Source organism: Streptococcus sp. 517s (genome assembly GCF_054445985.1).
The window spans coordinates 827,543-844,486 of record NZ_CM136847.1; the positions used below are offsets into that span (position 1 = coordinate 827,543).

Genomic DNA, 16,944 nt, shown 5'->3' on the forward strand with positions numbered 1-16,944 from the left:
ATAATTTACGAATCTAATAATTTTTAGTGATTTTCAGAAGATTTTGATTGCGATAAAAAACGAACGTTTATAGAATGTTTATTTTAAAAATTGACAAAATCTGTACTTTGGTGTAGAATTAATCAAGGAAACGTCGGAAAAGGCGTAGGGATGCGTAAGCATAGGTAGGTCATTACAAAAGAAACGAGACGTCGATATGTTAAATGAATTTCCAATTTTTGATTACGAAGATATTCAGTTGATCCCAAATAAATGTGTCATTAAAAGCCGTTCAGAAGCAGATACAAGTATTACGTTTGGAAAACACACTTTTAAACTACCTGTTGTGCCAGCAAATATGCAGACGATTTTAGATGAGAACGTAGCAGAGCAACTTGCTAAAGGCGGTTACTTTTACATTATGCACCGTTTTGACGAGGCTGGGCGCATTCCTTTTATCAAACGTATGCACGATCAAGGGCTCATTGCTTCCATTTCTGTTGGTGTTAAGGATTACGAGTATGATTTCGTTAGCCAGCTCAAGGCTGATGCTCCTGAGTACATCACGATTGACATCGCTCACGGTCATGCGGATAGCGTGATTTCTATGATTCAACACATCAAGAAAGAATTGCCGGATACTTTTGTCATTGCTGGTAACGTTGGGACACCAGAAGCTGTGCGTGAATTGGAAAATGCCGGTGCGGATGCTACTAAGGTTGGAATAGGTCCTGGTAAGGTTTGTATCACAAAGGTAAAGACTGGTTTTGGTACAGGTGGTTGGCAGTTGGCTGCCCTACGTTGGTGTGCCAAGGCTGCGCGTAAACCGATCATCGCTGATGGTGGGATTCGTACTCATGGTGATATTGCCAAGTCTATCCGTTTCGGTGCTAGTATGGTCATGATTGGTTCACTTTTTGCAGGACACATCGAAAGTCCAGGAAAGACAATCGAAGTTGATGGGGAACAGTTCAAAGAATATTATGGTTCAGCTTCTCAATACCAAAAGGGAGCATATAAAAACGTGGAAGGTAAACGCATCTTGCTTCCTGCCAAAGGGCATCTGCAAGACACCCTTACTGAGATGGAGCAGGACTTGCAAAGTGCTATTTCCTACGCAGGTGGACGCAGGCTTGCTGACCTTAAACACGTTGATTATGTTATCGTGAAAAACTCTATCTGGAACGGGGATGCTTCCCACTAATGGATGGTTAGTCTACCCATAAAAAACTTGTTATTAGAGCAAATTTCTGTTATAATAAAGCAAGTTTCCACCCTTAGTGTAATGGATATCACGTAAGATTCCGGTTCTTGAGATGGGGGTTCGATTCCCTCAGGGTGGATGTAAACAGTCTAAGAAAGCCTTAAATAGGGCTTTTTTCTTTATCTCGCCCCAAATTTGTCCCTAAAATTGAAAATTTTATTCTAAACAAAGTATAAATTTCTAATTATCTTTTTATATTTTCTTAAATGCTCGTAAAGCCTTATTCTATGTGCTTTCGAGTATTTTTACTGTAGGAAGATACTTCACGTTTCTTTGCATATTTCCTCATGTCTTAGCTGTCAGAAGTGGTAAATAAGTAGTAAATTCATTTGTACTACTAAGCAACAAGACGCTCCTGTTGCTTCTCTTTATTCAAGCGTTTCATTTCTGCCATTGCAGAATCGAATGTTGCATGTGCGTAATAGTTCAGCGTCATGGCTATATTAGCATGTCCCATAATGTACTGTAATGCCTTTGGATTCATTCCTGCATTTGCATAGTTGGTACAGAATGTATGTCGCAAACTATGTGGAGTGATGTGTGGCAATTTATCCTCGTTATACTTATTGTATTTCTTAACAAGACCTTTCATCATGCCGTTGTAATCACTTGCCACTTTTGGATAGTTCTTTCTATTAAGAAAGAGGAAATCACTATATCCATCAATCTCAACACGCTTATCATTCTTTCGATTCGCTAACACTCGCTTAAATGCTTGATAGGCTTCTTCAACCATAGGAACTTGACGTTCGCCACTTTTGGTCTTTGGTGTTTCAATGTAGTACCCAATTTCAGTATCTCTCAATAGCTGATGGTCTATATTGACAAGACGATTCTCAAAATCTAAATCTGGAAGTGTCAAACCACCAAACTCTGAAATACGAAGACCTGTTTTTAAGAGTATCAGAATTTCATCATAATTTTTGCTGTAGGTTTTATCAGCTTTTGCAAAGGCTAACAGTTTTTCTTCCTGTTCTTCTGTTAGTACGGTCTTAGGGACAGTATCATCATCAAGAACTGCTTTCAGTTGAAAGTCAAATGGATTCTTCCGAACACAATCATCTTGTATAGCAATATAGAATGAAGCCTTTAAAGAACGTTTGTAGTTATTGATGGTTTGATAAGCATAACCATTTTCACTCATTCTAATAGCCCATTCTTTAGCGTCTGATGGCTTAATACTGTCAATACTTCTTACACCTAACTTGTCTTTCTTCAAAATATCCATAAGATATTTGCGTCCAGTTTCAGTGTTTTTTCTAACCTTTGGTCTTTGAGCGTTCTGTTTTGCGTAAAGCTGGCAGAGTGTCATTTTCTTTCCTACAACATCAATACCATCATGAATGTCTTTCTGTAACTCTGCGATTTTCTCTCTAAGTGAGATACAATCACGCTTTCCTGCTGGTACTCGGTCTGTAGCCACAAGTTTCCACGAGTAAACAAATTGCGGTTCTCCAAATGAATCTATATATTTGTATAAGTATCTTCCGTCTTTTCGTTGGCTCTCTCCAGTCTTTAAGATTCGACCTTTATTGTCACGTCTTTTTTCTGACATGGCATTTGCTCCTTTCCTTTATGGAAAGAGCCTTGATACGACTTAATACTATTTTATCATATACAAGACCCTTTGGCGACGCTAGATTGCGTCCAATGTATCTATAATTTTTTCAAATTGTTTTCGTTTAATCTGAATACGATTGCCATTCATAATCAGCCAATTTGCATTTTTATTTTCCTCTGCCAAGCGTCGTAGCTTGTTTTCGCCAATACGAAAATATTTTGACGCTTCTTCAATGGTTAGGGTATAACGTTCCCAAATAGGAATGTCAGTCTGCTTCATAAAATCCTCCTTTCCAAATCACTTATTTGGATTTCATAAAAGTTGTTTTACCAGCAATCGAACAGCTTTAGCAAAGCTCACGGGAGTTCCACCCCTGCATGGTTCTCATGTAGCCATACTCATTGCCTGCGACGGTTTTATCACGCTCGGACTATTGACTGTATGGGAGTATCATTATCACGATAAGAATGTCGTTGCAGGCAATCCTGCTAAAGATTGCTTCTCGGATCACTAACATGAATCGCTCGCTATCTTTATAAGATAGGTCATGGCGGTTAGTTCCGTTGGCTCTTTTCTTATCGAAACGTATTCGATTACTTTTATTCAGTTTTCAAAGAACAATGGCTCGTTAGCCTATCAAAACACATTGAAAGCTCAATATGCTTTGGTGGAATAACAAACCTCCCTGTTCGGGAAGCGTGGAATGGTTTAGCACGCTTCCACGAAAGGAGAGAGGATATTACTTAATTTCAAATGACAAAATCTTTGTAATCAGTCTGGTTTCCATTCTTCCACGTAAGACTTCATCAACGACCATACTTTGATTGCCATATTCATCTTTCATAAGTCGTAGGGAACGCTTCGTTATGTACCCTCTGTAATGATGTAGAATCTGGTTAATCGCTTCGGTATCGCCATCTGTTGCCTTTACAATGAGAGGAAAGGGAATCATAGGATATTGTGTTTTCATTCTTCAAATTCCTCCATAAACTTTTTAATTAAGGCTAGTCCACTGGTTCTATGCCGATAGACAGTAGAACGGTTCAATTTCAACAGGTCTGCAATTTCTGAATCGCTCATGTCCATAAAGTAAAACAGCAGTAGAATTTCACGTTTCTTGTCTGGCAACTCACGTAATGCTTCACTCAACAAATCATTTTCAACGCCTACTGATAACCCATTGAGTGTAAAAATCTGAAAGTCAGTTGAATAGTTATCTGTTGTCGCAAACTGGCTAACAAGATAATCGCCAACATCCGAAAAGGACACCTCACGCTTTGCAATCCTTGAAAGATAAAGCATATAATTCTTTCGCTCGTCTTCCATAGCACGTTTACAGATATAGTCAAACTGATTTTCTATTGTGGTCTGAAAAGAAGATGGTTTCATGTTTCTCACCCCCTTTCTGTCTAGGAAAGGAAGTGAGCCTTGCTCGTTTATCTCCTTTCACTCTTAGTCCCAATGTGAAAGGGGGATTTGTTGCATTACTGATAAATAAACTTTGTAAAAAAGTTCTGAATAGCCAAAAAAGCATATAAACAGATTTATTTCTCTGTTTACATGCTTCTGTTATTCTATCTATATGATTTATAAAACCACATTGGTGGACGTACTTATCTATTGCAGATAGACGACTTTTTTTGACAAGAACCCAATGTAAGGAAATTTATTGTATATGATGTACTTCATGGCGACGTTGACCTCCAACAAACCGCCATTTGGAAGTAATATACAATATTTTAACAGCGTAAATAGCACTACCATATAACGGTTTTTTTTATTGGCGTTTAGTAGTGCTTTTTATTAAATATAAACCTATAAACCATATAACACGTTTTTCTATACCTGTTTTTAATTCAGTAGGAACAATAAAATGTATAGAGGTGGTCTACTATGCGTAAAAAAGAAGATAAATATGATTTTAGAGCCTTTGGTTTAGCCATTAAAGAAGCTCGATTGAAACGAGGTTTAACTCGTGAACAAGTGGGAGCATTGATTGAAATTGACCCACGGTACTTAACTAATATTGAAAATAAAGGGCAACACCCCAGCATACAAGTTCTTTATGACCTTGTATCGTTACTTCATGTTTCCGTTGATGAATTTTTCTTACCTGCTAATAACTTGGTAAAAAGCACCCGACGATTACAGATAGAGAAATACATGGATAGCTTTACAGACAAAGAACTATCCTTAATGGAATCTTTAGCCAGCGGTATCAACGAAGCAAGAAACATCGAAGACTAATTAAAAGAATCCATACATAACGGAAAGAGCCGATAAAATGAGATTGTATTAATCTCATTTTATCGGCTCTGCGTCTTTGCGTCTGGCTCTGTAATCACAGTTACTTTGAACTGCTTTATTTCAATTAAATTTTCTTGTCTGCATTTCGGACAATAGAGGGGGAATTTTTTTAATTCAGTATCTTCCCTTATCTTTAATCGTGTTTTATTTCCACATACAGGACACAATATCCACTTGTAGTTTATAATAACTATCTCCTCCTTTACACTTTAATTCAAATCTTTATTAAAAAATATTTCATCTTATTTAACAAGAAACCATATTTATATAACAACATAAAATACACTAAGTTATTTTATTGAACATATATCGTACTTTATCTATCCGACTATTTGGACGACGGGGCTGGCAAACAGGTTCACCGGTAGTAACATGGTACCCTTTTAACTCTGTTAAACAAACACTACGTCCATTTGTAAAGAAAGTTAAATCACTACGATATTCTTGAATACACCGAGCAGGGATTTCTCCACTAAGAATGACCTCATTATTTTTCAATTGAGTGTCTACGATGTTCGCACAATATTTAGGAGCATCGTTGTATGCTCGTGAAAGATATTCCTGTGGCGCATAAATTTTAAAACTAAGATATGGCTCTAACAATTCTGTTCCAGCTTTTTTTAAGACTTGTTCCAATACAATAGGAGCAAGCATCCGAAAATCTGCTGGGGTACTAACAGGGCTATAGTATAAGCCATACTTAAAACAGATTTTACAGTCCGTCACATTCCAACCATATAATCCTTGTTCGCAACCATAGCGTATCCCTTCCATAACTGCATTTTGAAATGATTGATTTAAGTATCCAAGAGAAACCGAGCTCTCATACTGCATTCCACTTCCCAACGGAAGCGGTGATACAGATAAACCAATGGAAGCCCAGAAAGGATTTGGCGGCACTTCGATGTGAATGGTATATTCTGCATTTTTTAACGGTCTCTCCATATAAATGACTGTAGGCTCTTTTAGTTCTATCTCCACATGATACTTTTCTTGCAACAGTGCACTAATCACTTCCATTTGTACTTTCCCTAAGAAAGAAAGTATAATTTCATGTGTCGTAGAATCCACGTAATATCGTAGAAGCGGATCACTATCTGAGATTTCCAAAAGGGCATCAAGCAACATTTCTCTCTGTTCAGGTTTACTCGGTTCAACAGTTGTTTGTAGTAGAGGGTGCGGATTTTCAATCTTTTTTCTCTGTGGCAATAGTTTTGTATCTCCAAGAACACTATTTAACTTCAAAAACTCATTTTGCAAAATAACAATTTCTCCAGAATAAGCTCTATCAATCTTACATAATTCACCATTTATTGAAGTATACATTTCTGTAACTTTTATTTTTTCTTTTTCTGATACTCTAACCGAATCTCGTAAATGTAGTACTCCACTATAAAGGCGTATATATGCAAGACGTTGTCTTTTTTTTGTATATTCAATTTTGAAAACATTTCCGCAAAGTTCAGACGGACCTCGATGTGTTGATGAATAAAATTTATTAGTAATAACTTCTATAAGGTTATCAATCCCTATATTACTTTTTGCACTTCCATGATAAAGAGGGAACAGAGAACAATTCTGAAATCTTATGCTTTCCTCTTGTTCGAGTTCCAATGCTTCTAATGATTTACCGGACATATATTTCTCTAAAAGGTCATCGTTTCCCTCTATTACCGTATCCCATTGTTCAGATTCGGTAAAGTTCGTCACACACATATTAGGATACAGTTCTACCTTCTGTTTGATTACAATTTCGGCAGAAAGTTTCTCTTTAATATCCTGATAAACCGTTGATAAATCAATTCCATTTTGGTCAATCTTATTGATAAAAAAGATTGTGGGAATCCCCATTTTCCTAAGTGCATGAAATAATATACGAGTTTGTGCTTGTACGCCATCTTTTGCAGAAATCAGTAGAATTGCCCCATCTAAAACTGATAATGAACGATATACTTCTGCTAAGAAATCCATATGTCCTGGCGTGTCTATGATGTTCACCTTCGTATTTTCCCACTGAAAAGAGGTTATTCCTGTCTGAATTGTAATTCCTCTCTGACGTTCTAAAAGCGTATTATCCGTCCTCGTTGTACCTTTGTCCACGCTTCCTAATTCTGTAATCGCTCCACTGTTATATAATAAGCTTTCTGTTAAGGTAGTTTTTCCTGCATCAACATGAGCTAAAACTCCAATATTAATAATTTTCATGTGATTTTCCTCCATTCAAAAACCCAAAAGGGCATAAAAATCCCAGTGATAAATACTTTTATCACTGGGATTTTTATGCATAACCATAGGTATACAAAGCATACAGATATTCTCTGGATACTTTAGAATCACATGATAAAGGTATTCTTAAACTGGGTACAAAAAACTAAGCCCTCCTAAAAAAGGACATCCAATTATTTGTTCCCACTATCAAATTGACAGTTTATTTAAGAATACCTTGCCGCATATTTATTAACTCCTTTTAAATAGATACTTAAATAATAGCACGTAAGAGCATATTTGTAAAGGAATCTCCAATTTTTTATCAAAGAGAGTACGTGATTACAAAATAGCTGTAATAATGTACCAATATTTGTTATTCTATAATCTTCCAATTACTCCCGTTCTTTTCAAGTACCAAATCAAATTGAGATACCTGCGTTGCTTTGGTCTGCTGGTCGATATACTCCACTGTCAGCGATACCGTGACTTGATTATCCTTACGATTGTGAATAGGATTTACCAGTTCTTGAAAGATGTACTCTTTTCCGATTGGTTTTAATATCCCGTCATTCACATAGTAGGAAAGTTCACTGGCTGTCGCTGTAGGATAGAGCTTGAAGAACGTCGTTAAAAACTCATTGATTTCATTGGTTGTAATGGAATCAACCGTCCCCTCACTTTCAATGGCTTTTGGTTTATAACTTGATTTCTTAGGTATGTTGGTAATGGTCGGATTCTTAACCAGTACCATATTTCCAGAACCATCTACATAGACACTCACTATATAAGCAGAGTGGACGGTCTTTGTATTTTCTCCCTCTGTAATGAGCTGGTCTACACTGTAGGTTACATTAAACTCATTGTCGCCAGTTGGCTCTACCGTCCATATCTGAAATCCTCTTACAGAAGACGATACAGGAATATCTTTGCGTACTGTATCAACATTGAGAGCTTGAAGTTCATCTGTCAGATAGCCTTTTAGACTTTCCATTCGATTATCAATGGACTTATCGGATTGCTCCCATGAATAGTAGACTTTCGCAAAGTTCTCTACAAAATTTTCTACATGATGAGTATCAACGTATTCCTTTTCTATGATAGTTGTTTCGTGAATAGTATGAGTATCTATAGCTGTAAAGTGCTTGAATATCGCAAAGCTGAAACTAAGCCCTAAAAGTACCCACAAGGCAATCACAACCTTTTTATGAGGATTGACCTTATAGTAGACACGAGGTTTCTTTTCCTTTGGTATCTGTTTTTCTTTATTCTGATTTTTTCTAAATTTCATCATTAAATCTTCCTTTCTCATTGTTTGATTCGTCCTGCTCCCACTAAATGCTGTTGCCAGTAGGGGCTTGTTAAGTCGGCATAACCGATTGGGTCGCCTGCATGAAACATACGGTTATTGCCAAGGTATATCCCAACATGAGTAATATAAGAGCCAGCGTTATAGGTAGAATGAAAGAAAACCAAATCGCCAGCTTGTGCTTCCGATAGTGGGATATGCTGGGTCACATCATATTGCTGTTGTGCGGTTCGTGGTAAGTTAATTCCAGCTTTTCCATACGTCCATTGTGTCAGTCCGCTACAATCAAAAGAAGTAGTCGGGGAAGCTCCACCGTAAACGTATCGCCAGCCCTCATATTTCAGTGCTTCGTCCATGATGGCTTGTACCGTATCATCATCAAACTCTGTTGTGACAAGATACTGCGTTACCAGTTGCACATAAAACATATTGCCATAGTTGTATCGCCAGCCCCCATTGATAGGTATGGCTATGGGATTGGGGTAAGACACTTTTTCGCCACCTGAATACTCTTTTGAGAAACTTTGAGCCAGTTCAAAGGTATATTTATTTCCACGATTAGCCACATACCCTAAGAAACCACCACCATAATTGTAGGACTGGATAACCGATTCTAAATCTACACTGAGCCTTTCGCTACTGGCTAATAATTCACTGAAATACTTCACACCTTGCTTAATGGATTCTTCTGTACTCAATGAATTAGGTGGAAGACCGAGGGATTCCGAGGACTGCATAACATCTTCCGCAGTACCGCCCGATTCCACCTGTATAATCGCAAGAAGTATGTTGACATATTCTTCAACGCCATATTCTTTGGCATATTTTTCTACCATAGGCTTATGAGCCAGCACTTCTGCGGAAACATTCACACCTCCATAATGAATATTGGAAATTCCGCTGTCCTGTTCATCTGAAAATAAAATGGCAACAAACAGAAGCAGTGAGAAGACCATCAAGAATAATCCAGAACCACCAATCACTAAAGTTTTCAACTTCATGGTTTCTTACCGACTTTCTTAATGGTGGCGGTTTTGATTGGTGGTCTACTTCTTGTATTTTGTAGTGGTACTCTTTGAACAGTAGACGGACGTTCTTTTGTGATTGGACGTTGTGAAGTTCTATCTGCTGTAGTGGTTGAAGTTGCTGGCTTTTGAACGGTTTTTTCTTGAACGGTATTGCCTTGGCGTTCCACTTTTGGACTTGAAAAATCGGACTTAACTGCTGGACGCTCTTGTTTGGCTTGTTGAGATTCCTTATATGAAGTCTGAATATTAGACTGTTTTGAGGTCTGTTCATCATGATATTGTTCTTGTCTTGTAGTCGGTCTTTCATGAACAGAAGAAGCAGGCTGTTTTTTCTGTTTGACCTGTTCCATTTCAGAGCGACGCTTCGCAATGGTTTTTCGCCTTTGTTCCTGCTGTTCCTTGCGTCCACTGGCTCTGTCCGCTTTGGTTTGAGAAATACTACTGGTTAAATCACGGACATTCTCTTTTACTTTGGATTTTCCTTGATATACTGCATATCTTGCATTGGTCGGCAAATCTTTAACCTGTTCTTTCAAACCACTAGCAGTGTCTACCATTCTGTCTTTGGTATCAGCTACTGTACCGATGGTTTGACCGATACGTTTTCCAAGTGTTGATTTTTCCTTTCCGTCTGGTCGGGAGTGATCTGCTTGTGTCCTTGCAGAACTCCCCGAACCCGACTGTCCTTTTTTACCTGTAACAATGGCAGACCCAGCCCCTAGAGTAGTCATGGAACGTCCAAGTTTCCGCTGTAGACGGTGCATGTGAGCGTGCATAAGCATACGAGGTTTTCTCATCACACGACTTCCCACACTTTGAGAATCGTTACTCTGTAGAGAAAACATACTCATTAAATCGCCCAGCTTGAAGTAGATTCCTGCAAAGGTCACAATCTGTAGAAAAGCAATCAAAAAGAACGGATAACCAGCCGATAAGGTATAGAGCATGGTTGAAATACTAAATGCTGTCGTAATAATCAATGTGATTCCAGCTCGTGTCAAAATGGTATTAAATCGCTTTGTTATGGCTCGTTTTGACATACCATCAAATGATGGAATCATGCTTAAAATAAAGCTCACAGGCAGAAACATAGCATAGATGATAAAAAGTACCTGCGAGAAAATCATGATTCCTGTTAATAGGAATACAAATATGGAAATCCCAATATTGAAGACAAATAGGAAGAAGACTGTACCTAAACGGTTAATGGTCTTTGTAATGGTTAGATTGGTATTGCTTCTGTCTTCAATTTCTTCCGCAACAATTTTTTCTCTGTCTTCGCCATTGTTGGAATCTGGGCTGGTGGAGAGCAGGCTTTCCACACGGTCAATACCGATACTTTCAATGTCTGAACTGTTGTATTGAAGCAGTAGCCACGGTTGCTGAACCTGTATGGAAAACAGGCTATCTCTGATTAAGTCCACGCTGTCCTTGCCTTGACTATCGGAATGGGGCATGACAATCTTCGTGCCAAGTGATAAACTGGCATTACTGATGTCTGATGAAAAGTCATTGATTTTTTTAATGTAGTCGGGAGCGTAGGCAATAAAGGAAGCCGATAGGATAAACACCAGCACAAAATTCATAATGGCATGAATTGCCTTTGTGGTTTCTCTCTTTATCAGTCCCGTATAGGCAACATAAACCCCAAGAACCAAAATCAAGAGTAAGAGGAATCCAACATAGAAACCCTCTGTTGAAAATCCGTTTGCACTCACACCAGCTAAGGTCTGCATATTCTTACCAATGGAATCTGCTGTAGCGGAAATGAAGTCTAAGGAATAGGCTTCCTGTACTAAGTAACCTGTCGCATTGGAAACATACAAACTGATTGTCCAAATAAAATTGGTAATGGCATATAGTCCATACATGACCTGTTTTCCAATCCCGTCCGACCAGTTCCACGGAAGCCAGCCCCAGCTATTATCCACATAAAAATCCAGTTGATAGTTTTCAAGTGGGTATCGGCTGTATTCATTTGCCACATTGACCGTATCATCTACCAAGCCCGCAGCTTGAACCACCGTTCCCAGCATGGCTAAAAGAAAAATGGCAATCACAAGTGTGAAAGCCACTGTCATTGCCACTTTACCTAGACGTTTCAGCGTCCAGTTTGATTTTATTCTGTTTACTATTGATGGTTTCACATTTACACCTCTTTTCGCACAGGTGGTCTGGTATCAAAGGCATGGAGCAGTTCTTCAAATACAGGGTGGAACTGTATCACACCGACACGACCATATAAATCACTGATAAGGCATTGCCCGTTTTCCAAATCACGCAATCGCTTCTGATTGTTTTCGTCCTCTGGGTCTACACCAAAAAAGGCTAAGGTCTTTTTAATCTCGTTAAGGTCAGTGGAACGAAATGCAAATTTTAAGCCGAGGTTATTTTTCAGTTTTTCATCTAAGAGGTCGTCTGTATTTTGGGTCACGAAATATACCCCAGCGTTCATAGCACGACCAGCCCGAACCAGCTTCATAGATAGTGTTTTTCCTTGTGCTACCTGTAAAAAGCTCCATGCTTCGTCTAAATCTACAATCTTGAAAATGCTTCGGTCTGTATGGATAAAGTCTAAAGCAAAGGTACTAATGACAATCAGCATAGCAACGGATAAAAGCTCCATAGTGGTATATTCCTCAAAGGAAGTTTCCTTGTCGGGAAGTACCAAGTCCGCAACCTGTATAATGTTCAGTTGTTTTTCTAAGCTGATAGACTGCTCCACATAACCATTACTGAATAATAAATGTGCAAAGTCATAGTCTGTAAAACTTTCGATATGGTCGGCTATACTGGTACTTAGTGGCGTATTCTCAACCCGTAATTCCTCAATCACTTTCATCAACCCTCGTACTTCACTATTGGTTACTGCACGAATGGCTTTTCTAAGGATTGGGAAGCGTTCCCCATCACGAGAGGAAATCCCCGTAAGGAATGTCAGAATATCAATAGCCAGTGATTCAGAATCTTTGGGATTTTTCATAATCACATAAGGGTCAAGTAAGCCTTTGTTTTTCTCATCAGAAGTCAGAGTGACGATATTGATTTCATGGGAAATCTCTGGCAAGGTTTCTTTCCATCTGCCACGTTCTGCTTTTGGGTCTACAATCACTGCTTGTGCCCCATAAAGCACCGCATAATAGACGATAAGGTTATTCGCAAAGGATTTACCACCACCCAGCGAACCAACAAAAGCCGACGCTAACGCATTGGTTACTGAACCCTTAACCCCTTGACTGGCAAGAGCAGGTTTCAGATAGACATTGCGTCCAGTATCTAAGCTGTAGCCAACATAAATCCCCTCATTTTCCCCCAGCATTTGAGTAGCACCAAAACCTAAACCAGCGAGGAAATCAGAGGTCACGTATTGAATATAATCATTCATATAACGCTTGCTGGCAGGTAAAAATTCTTCATGTAAGCCGAGCATATCCCCAAATGGTCGTACCAGTTTTACGCTTAAATCGTCATAAAAATCTTTCACTTCATTACAACGACGTTTGAGTTCGTCAAGATCATTTGCTGATACCCTTACCACATAAGACAGCTTGTACATAGATTCCTTGCTTTGGTCTAAATTGGTTTCCAGCTCATTCACACTTTCCAGAGCTTCCGCCACATTGGAGCTGGTTTCATTATCACTTTGCCAAGCGTGGTTATCCAAGTCTTTCAGTTCTTTCTTTTTATTGCGGACAGTAGATAGGGCTTTACGATTCGCTACAATTTCCACATTCATTGACGTATCAATCGGGAATGTAAATTGCTGTTGCTGGTAGTAGAAGATTTCAGAGGACGGGAAGTCCAGTTCTCCGACAATGCTGTTAATGGTAAAGTAAGCTACATAGACGGTTTCATCTTCCTGCTGGATTTTCAAATATCGCTGTTTTTCTTCCACCAAACAGCGAGTAGGCTTAATCAAGTCATAGTATTTAATCAGCGTTTCATTATCCAGCTTTTTCTTTGATAGATGGTACTCATACTCTTCATAGGCAGTGCCTGTCTGTCCGTAAAGGTGTTCAATCAGATAGCCGAAGTCGTCCTTATCTAACCTGCGGATTTTGAAACGACGAGAGATTTTATTTTCTAAGAGCTTTTCCATCTTCTGAAAACGCAGGATTTCATCATTACTCATACTAACAAAATCGCCCATCAGCTTATGGTTCACATCATAGACAAAATCAGACAAAGCATTTTTTGCTTCAACGGTAAGACTTTTCATAGAAAACTCCTGATCGTTGAGAAGCAACTTAAAGCCGATAAAGAAACGGTAGTTCACTTGATTTTCGCCAATCATGGATATTAAAGCGTCTGTCTGTTGGTCGATTTTGTCATAGGCAACCGCTTTGAGCTTGCCAGTGACTTCATTTTTGGAACGCTCTTGTGCAGAACGTATGCTGGATTCTGTACTGATTTGTAAAGCATGAATTTTGCCATCACGATTTTGTGCGATAAGCTGTCTGAAAGAATCATGCACTTGTATTTTCTGTTCTGGACTTAGAAATGAGTAATTGTAAGGAACAAGCTCATAGTAAGCATAACATTCCCCGTCTTTATTCCAGACGAGATTGTTTTCAATGTATTTAATTGGATATGCCATAAAATTCACTCCTAACTGCTGTAATGGCTTCTTGTGGCTGGTTTCTGCCAAGCGTTACTTTTTTTCCTGCATAGGTCAGCTTTGGTCGCAGTGCATAAGCAATGACAGACTTCAAAAATCCATAAGGCTTTTTACCATCAAAAGTTTTTGTAGACATAAACCATGTGAAAGCCACAGGAATCCCAAAGTATTTGAGAAATGCTCCCTCTATCATGGAAAGAGGGGGCAAGTTGCCAAGTATCATCACTGCAAAGAGTGACACGACAAACCATGTCATTTGCGTAAAGGTTATGGGAAACGGAAGTCTAAAATCATTGATAGAATACAGTACCTTTTCCACAGACCAGATACTGGTATAGCTTCGTATTTTCTTCATGTAATCAATCCTTTCATAAAAAATAGGGGTAGCTGATTGAGCCACCCCGTAAAATAGAAAATCTGCCAGTAGTAATGTACCGACAGATTTAATAGACGATTTCAAAAATCCCATGATTGGTTGAGATAAACGTTCCTGAAAGGTCTAAATCCCGACCATAGGCTTGATAATCAATATAGTTTTGAAGACTAGCTGGTACTTCGCCTAAAGCACCCGTTTCTTCAATGTAGTAGCGTGCCACGTCATACATATCATCACAATCGGAATGAATGATAATATCCTCTTGATGTTCGCTTAGTTCTTCAATGCTTGAAAAATGAGTGAGCAGAGCAGATAGCTCCGATTGTAATTCTTCGGGTAATTCCGATACCATTTCCCATAGTCGATTGAGTTCGCCAATGGAAGTGTATTCGTCAACCGTAAAGGGTAACTCGTAGTCATGAATGGCGTATTCCTCATATTCATCATTCAAGCCGATTTTCTCTTTGACTTCCTCAAAGTCAATGGGAAAGGTAAACCACGCACCGACCAATTCGCCCTCATTGTATTTGCCTAAATTCGCAATATAGACTTGCATATCGTCCATATATTCACGTCCTTTCTTTGTAGAGATTCAAAAATCCCTACCGCACTTCGTTTGGTGTACCATTCCTTTGCGGAACATAAGAAAACCACTTATATTCCACAAAAGAACGGTTTTATTTAAGCACCAATAATGCGATTGAATAGCTCTAGTAAAATGTCTTTTACTCCAGCAGCGTTGAAGACTAAGCCAACCGCAATAATCGCAATAATTAAAAAGCCAATCAGTTTGCTAAACTCACGCTTGAAGCCAAGATACAAGCCAATCACAACGATTGCTAAAAGCACCAGTGATTGAGCGTTTGATAGAAACCAGTTATAAAGGTTTTGTCCAAAATTCATAAAAATGTTCTCCTCTCTATATTCAATGAATTTGTATTTGAGTTATTTTTTTGTTGTTATCACGTCCTGTTCTTTTACTGACTGTTGCTTCAAAATCTGCTTGTGTCGGTCTGTCAGTTTCGCATGGTCGAGAATGTCTTTTACAACCTGCGTCTGGTTGATTTCATCAAGTTTAATCGCAACCTTTAAGGTCGGGGCAACTTGATGAGATAGCCAGTTCAGCGTCCTTTGGAAGGAGTAAGGCTCTGGTTTTGTGGTTAGTTTTAATCGTTCACGATTGTTCCCAATAAACCAAGCCCATTCTTCATTCAGTTTCCAATCAGAACGAGGTTTGGAATCGTCTTTATCTACAAAACGGATATACCGATTGATAATTTTAAAGGCGGTATGCTCTGGATTGTCATAGACGAGTAAATCACGGACTGCATAATAGGCACGCTCATTTTTCAATCGAATCTCAAAACGGTTTTTTACTTCTGCGTCTTCAATGGGAATATCATTTTTCTTGTACTGCTCGTAGTCCTTTTCATAGATACAGAAATAAACTTCACTTTGTAATGAACCGATATAGAGGGTGTTTCCCATACATTCCTTTTCCTCTTTGCGTACCAGTTCGCCACTGCGATAGCTTTTAAAACTGCGGAAGACGGAGATACATTCTTCCTGTTGGCACTTTTCAGTGAGTACAGGGATATTCAAAATCCCTGTCTTATCGTTAATGGCAAGGTCAAGGCGTTTCATCACACCGCCAGCCACCAAAACGTCCATAAAGAACTCATACCAGCTTCTTTGTTGTGCCAGAAGATAGCTTTCAAATTGTCTGCACCCACGACCTTTCAATTCCACCAGAACTCCTTTGTCCAGTTCATGGGAGCAAAGGACGAATATGTCGCCTAAAGCATAATGCTCTGAATAAGAATAGAAACCATAGTCCTCATGAAGAAAATAGGACAGTTTCAGTTGTAAGATGTTTTCGACCACCTGCTGTACGTCTGTTGTCGGAAAGCGAATCCTTACATAATCAAACAGCATTTCAAGGGGAGCGTCGGGATTGAAGCGTTCCAGAGCTTCCCAAAGGGACTGCTGTAAATCCTCTGATGGCTTGACTTTTCCTGTTTCAATATCGCTTAGATACTGCCTTGTAATACCAGTCGCAACAGCTAAACGGTTTTGAGATAGTCCATAAGCCAAGCGTTTTTCTTTTAAATGCTGTAACCAAGTTTGTTCATTCAGTAAAAATCCCTCCAATCAAAAAGGCGTATGTCAACTTTTAAAGCCCATTTGACATACGCTGAAATTTTGTAAATCCCTTGTAACCAAAGGATTTTCTAATGTTTTTTTGACTGTTTCCTGTCGATTTGTACCCCCCTGTTAGATACGGGGGGTTAAGTGCT

Annotated in this window: 16 protein-coding genes, 1 tRNA gene and 1 pseudogene; 3 read left to right on the forward strand and 15 right to left on the reverse strand. The window is 38.8% G+C overall.

Features of this window, described 5'->3' with window-relative positions; all coding sequences use genetic code 11:
- The first annotated feature begins 196 nt into the window (after positions 1-196).
- Together ACVX3R_RS04260 and ACVX3R_RS04265 are read left to right on the forward strand one after the other, a co-directional pair.
- Entirely contained in the window at positions 197-1,183 is a 987-nt protein-coding gene (locus tag ACVX3R_RS04260) for a GMP reductase (RefSeq protein ID WP_007516839.1), read from the forward strand.
- Between the two features lie 67 nt (positions 1,184-1,250).
- Positions 1,251-1,322: transfer RNA gene (locus tag ACVX3R_RS04265), tRNA-Arg, on the forward strand.
- 258 nt (positions 1,323-1,580) lie between these two features.
- On the opposite strand, the gene ACVX3R_RS04270 is transcribed toward ACVX3R_RS04265, so the two are convergent.
- The 4 genes from ACVX3R_RS04270 to ACVX3R_RS04285 all read right to left on the reverse strand — a co-directional run bounded on the left by ACVX3R_RS04270 (position 1,581) and on the right by ACVX3R_RS04285 (position 4,193).
- Positions 1,581-2,798: a tyrosine-type recombinase/integrase gene (locus tag ACVX3R_RS04270; RefSeq protein ID WP_001291561.1), complete on the reverse strand. Its 1,218-nt coding sequence runs from the start codon at positions 2,796-2,798 to the stop codon at positions 1,581-1,583.
- Positions 2,799-2,879: 81 nt separating this feature from the next.
- Positions 2,880-3,083 carry an excisionase gene (locus ACVX3R_RS04275; protein ID WP_000814511.1) on the reverse strand — a complete coding sequence of 68 codons (204 nt, stop codon included), beginning with the start codon at positions 3,081-3,083 and terminating at the stop codon, positions 2,880-2,882.
- Between the two features lie 460 nt (positions 3,084-3,543).
- Positions 3,544-3,774 carry a helix-turn-helix domain-containing protein gene (locus ACVX3R_RS04280; RefSeq protein ID WP_000857133.1) on the reverse strand — a complete coding sequence of 77 codons (231 nt, stop codon included), beginning with the start codon at positions 3,772-3,774 and terminating at the stop codon, positions 3,544-3,546.
- Positions 3,771-4,193 carry a sigma-70 family RNA polymerase sigma factor gene (locus tag ACVX3R_RS04285; protein ID WP_000804885.1) on the reverse strand — a complete coding sequence of 141 codons (423 nt, stop codon included), beginning with the start codon at positions 4,191-4,193 and terminating at the stop codon, positions 3,771-3,773. The genes ACVX3R_RS04280 and ACVX3R_RS04285 overlap by 4 nt, the downstream gene beginning before the upstream one ends.
- 504 nt (positions 4,194-4,697) lie before the next feature.
- On the opposite strand from ACVX3R_RS04285, the gene ACVX3R_RS04290 reads away from it, so the two are divergent.
- The gene (locus ACVX3R_RS04290; RefSeq protein ID WP_001227347.1) at positions 4,698-5,051 is read left to right on the forward strand and encodes a helix-turn-helix transcriptional regulator; all 354 of its coding nucleotides are present in this window, start codon (positions 4,698-4,700) and stop codon (positions 5,049-5,051) included.
- Positions 5,052-5,110: 59 nt separating this feature from the next.
- On the opposite strand, the gene ACVX3R_RS04295 is transcribed toward ACVX3R_RS04290, so the two are convergent.
- The 11 genes and pseudogenes from ACVX3R_RS04295 to mobT all read right to left on the reverse strand — a co-directional run bounded on the left by ACVX3R_RS04295 (position 5,111) and on the right by mobT (position 16,798).
- Positions 5,111-5,296, reverse strand: coding sequence for a cysteine-rich KTR domain-containing protein (locus tag ACVX3R_RS04295; RefSeq protein ID WP_011058338.1), 186 nt, complete (start codon positions 5,294-5,296; stop codon positions 5,111-5,113).
- 100 nt (positions 5,297-5,396) lie between these two features.
- Positions 5,397-7,316, reverse strand: coding sequence for a tetracycline resistance ribosomal protection protein Tet(M) (tet(M), locus tag ACVX3R_RS04300; protein WP_000691736.1), 1,920 nt, complete (start codon positions 7,314-7,316; stop codon positions 5,397-5,399).
- A gap of 15 nt (positions 7,317-7,331) precedes the next feature.
- Positions 7,332-7,379, reverse strand: a pseudogene (locus ACVX3R_RS04305) (hypothetical protein); the annotation flags it as partial.
- A 313-nt stretch (positions 7,380-7,692) separates the two neighbouring features.
- A complete protein-coding gene (locus ACVX3R_RS04310; protein WP_001224320.1) occupies positions 7,693-8,628 on the reverse strand; it encodes a conjugal transfer protein in 936 nt (311 codons plus the stop codon).
- Positions 8,625-9,626 carry a bifunctional lytic transglycosylase/C40 family peptidase gene (locus ACVX3R_RS04315; RefSeq protein ID WP_000769868.1) on the reverse strand — a complete coding sequence of 334 codons (1,002 nt, stop codon included), beginning with the start codon at positions 9,624-9,626 and terminating at the stop codon, positions 8,625-8,627. The genes ACVX3R_RS04310 and ACVX3R_RS04315 overlap by 4 nt, the downstream gene beginning before the upstream one ends.
- Positions 9,623-11,800, reverse strand: coding sequence for a CD3337/EF1877 family mobilome membrane protein (locus ACVX3R_RS04320; RefSeq protein ID WP_458795585.1), 2,178 nt, complete (start codon positions 11,798-11,800; stop codon positions 9,623-9,625). Before ACVX3R_RS04320 ends, ACVX3R_RS04315 begins: the two co-directional genes overlap by 4 nt.
- A gap of 2 nt (positions 11,801-11,802) precedes the next feature.
- On the reverse strand, positions 11,803-14,250 hold the full coding sequence (gene tcpF / locus ACVX3R_RS04325; protein ID WP_000331160.1) for a conjugal transfer ATPase TcpF: 2,448 nt from the start codon (positions 14,248-14,250) through the stop codon (positions 11,803-11,805).
- Positions 14,234-14,626 carry a conjugal transfer protein gene (locus tag ACVX3R_RS04330; RefSeq protein WP_000723888.1) on the reverse strand — a complete coding sequence of 131 codons (393 nt, stop codon included), beginning with the start codon at positions 14,624-14,626 and terminating at the stop codon, positions 14,234-14,236. Before ACVX3R_RS04330 ends, tcpF begins: the two co-directional genes overlap by 17 nt.
- A gap of 88 nt (positions 14,627-14,714) precedes the next feature.
- Positions 14,715-15,212: an antirestriction protein ArdA gene (locus ACVX3R_RS04335; protein ID WP_000342539.1), complete on the reverse strand. Its 498-nt coding sequence runs from the start codon at positions 15,210-15,212 to the stop codon at positions 14,715-14,717.
- Between the two features lie 116 nt (positions 15,213-15,328).
- On the reverse strand, positions 15,329-15,550 hold the full coding sequence (locus tag ACVX3R_RS04340; RefSeq protein ID WP_001009056.1) for a hypothetical protein: 222 nt from the start codon (positions 15,548-15,550) through the stop codon (positions 15,329-15,331).
- A gap of 42 nt (positions 15,551-15,592) precedes the next feature.
- The gene (mobT, locus tag ACVX3R_RS04345) at positions 15,593-16,798 is read right to left on the reverse strand and encodes a MobT family relaxase (protein WP_000398284.1); all 1,206 of its coding nucleotides are present in this window, start codon (positions 16,796-16,798) and stop codon (positions 15,593-15,595) included.
- Positions 16,799-16,944: the final 146 nt, after the last annotated feature.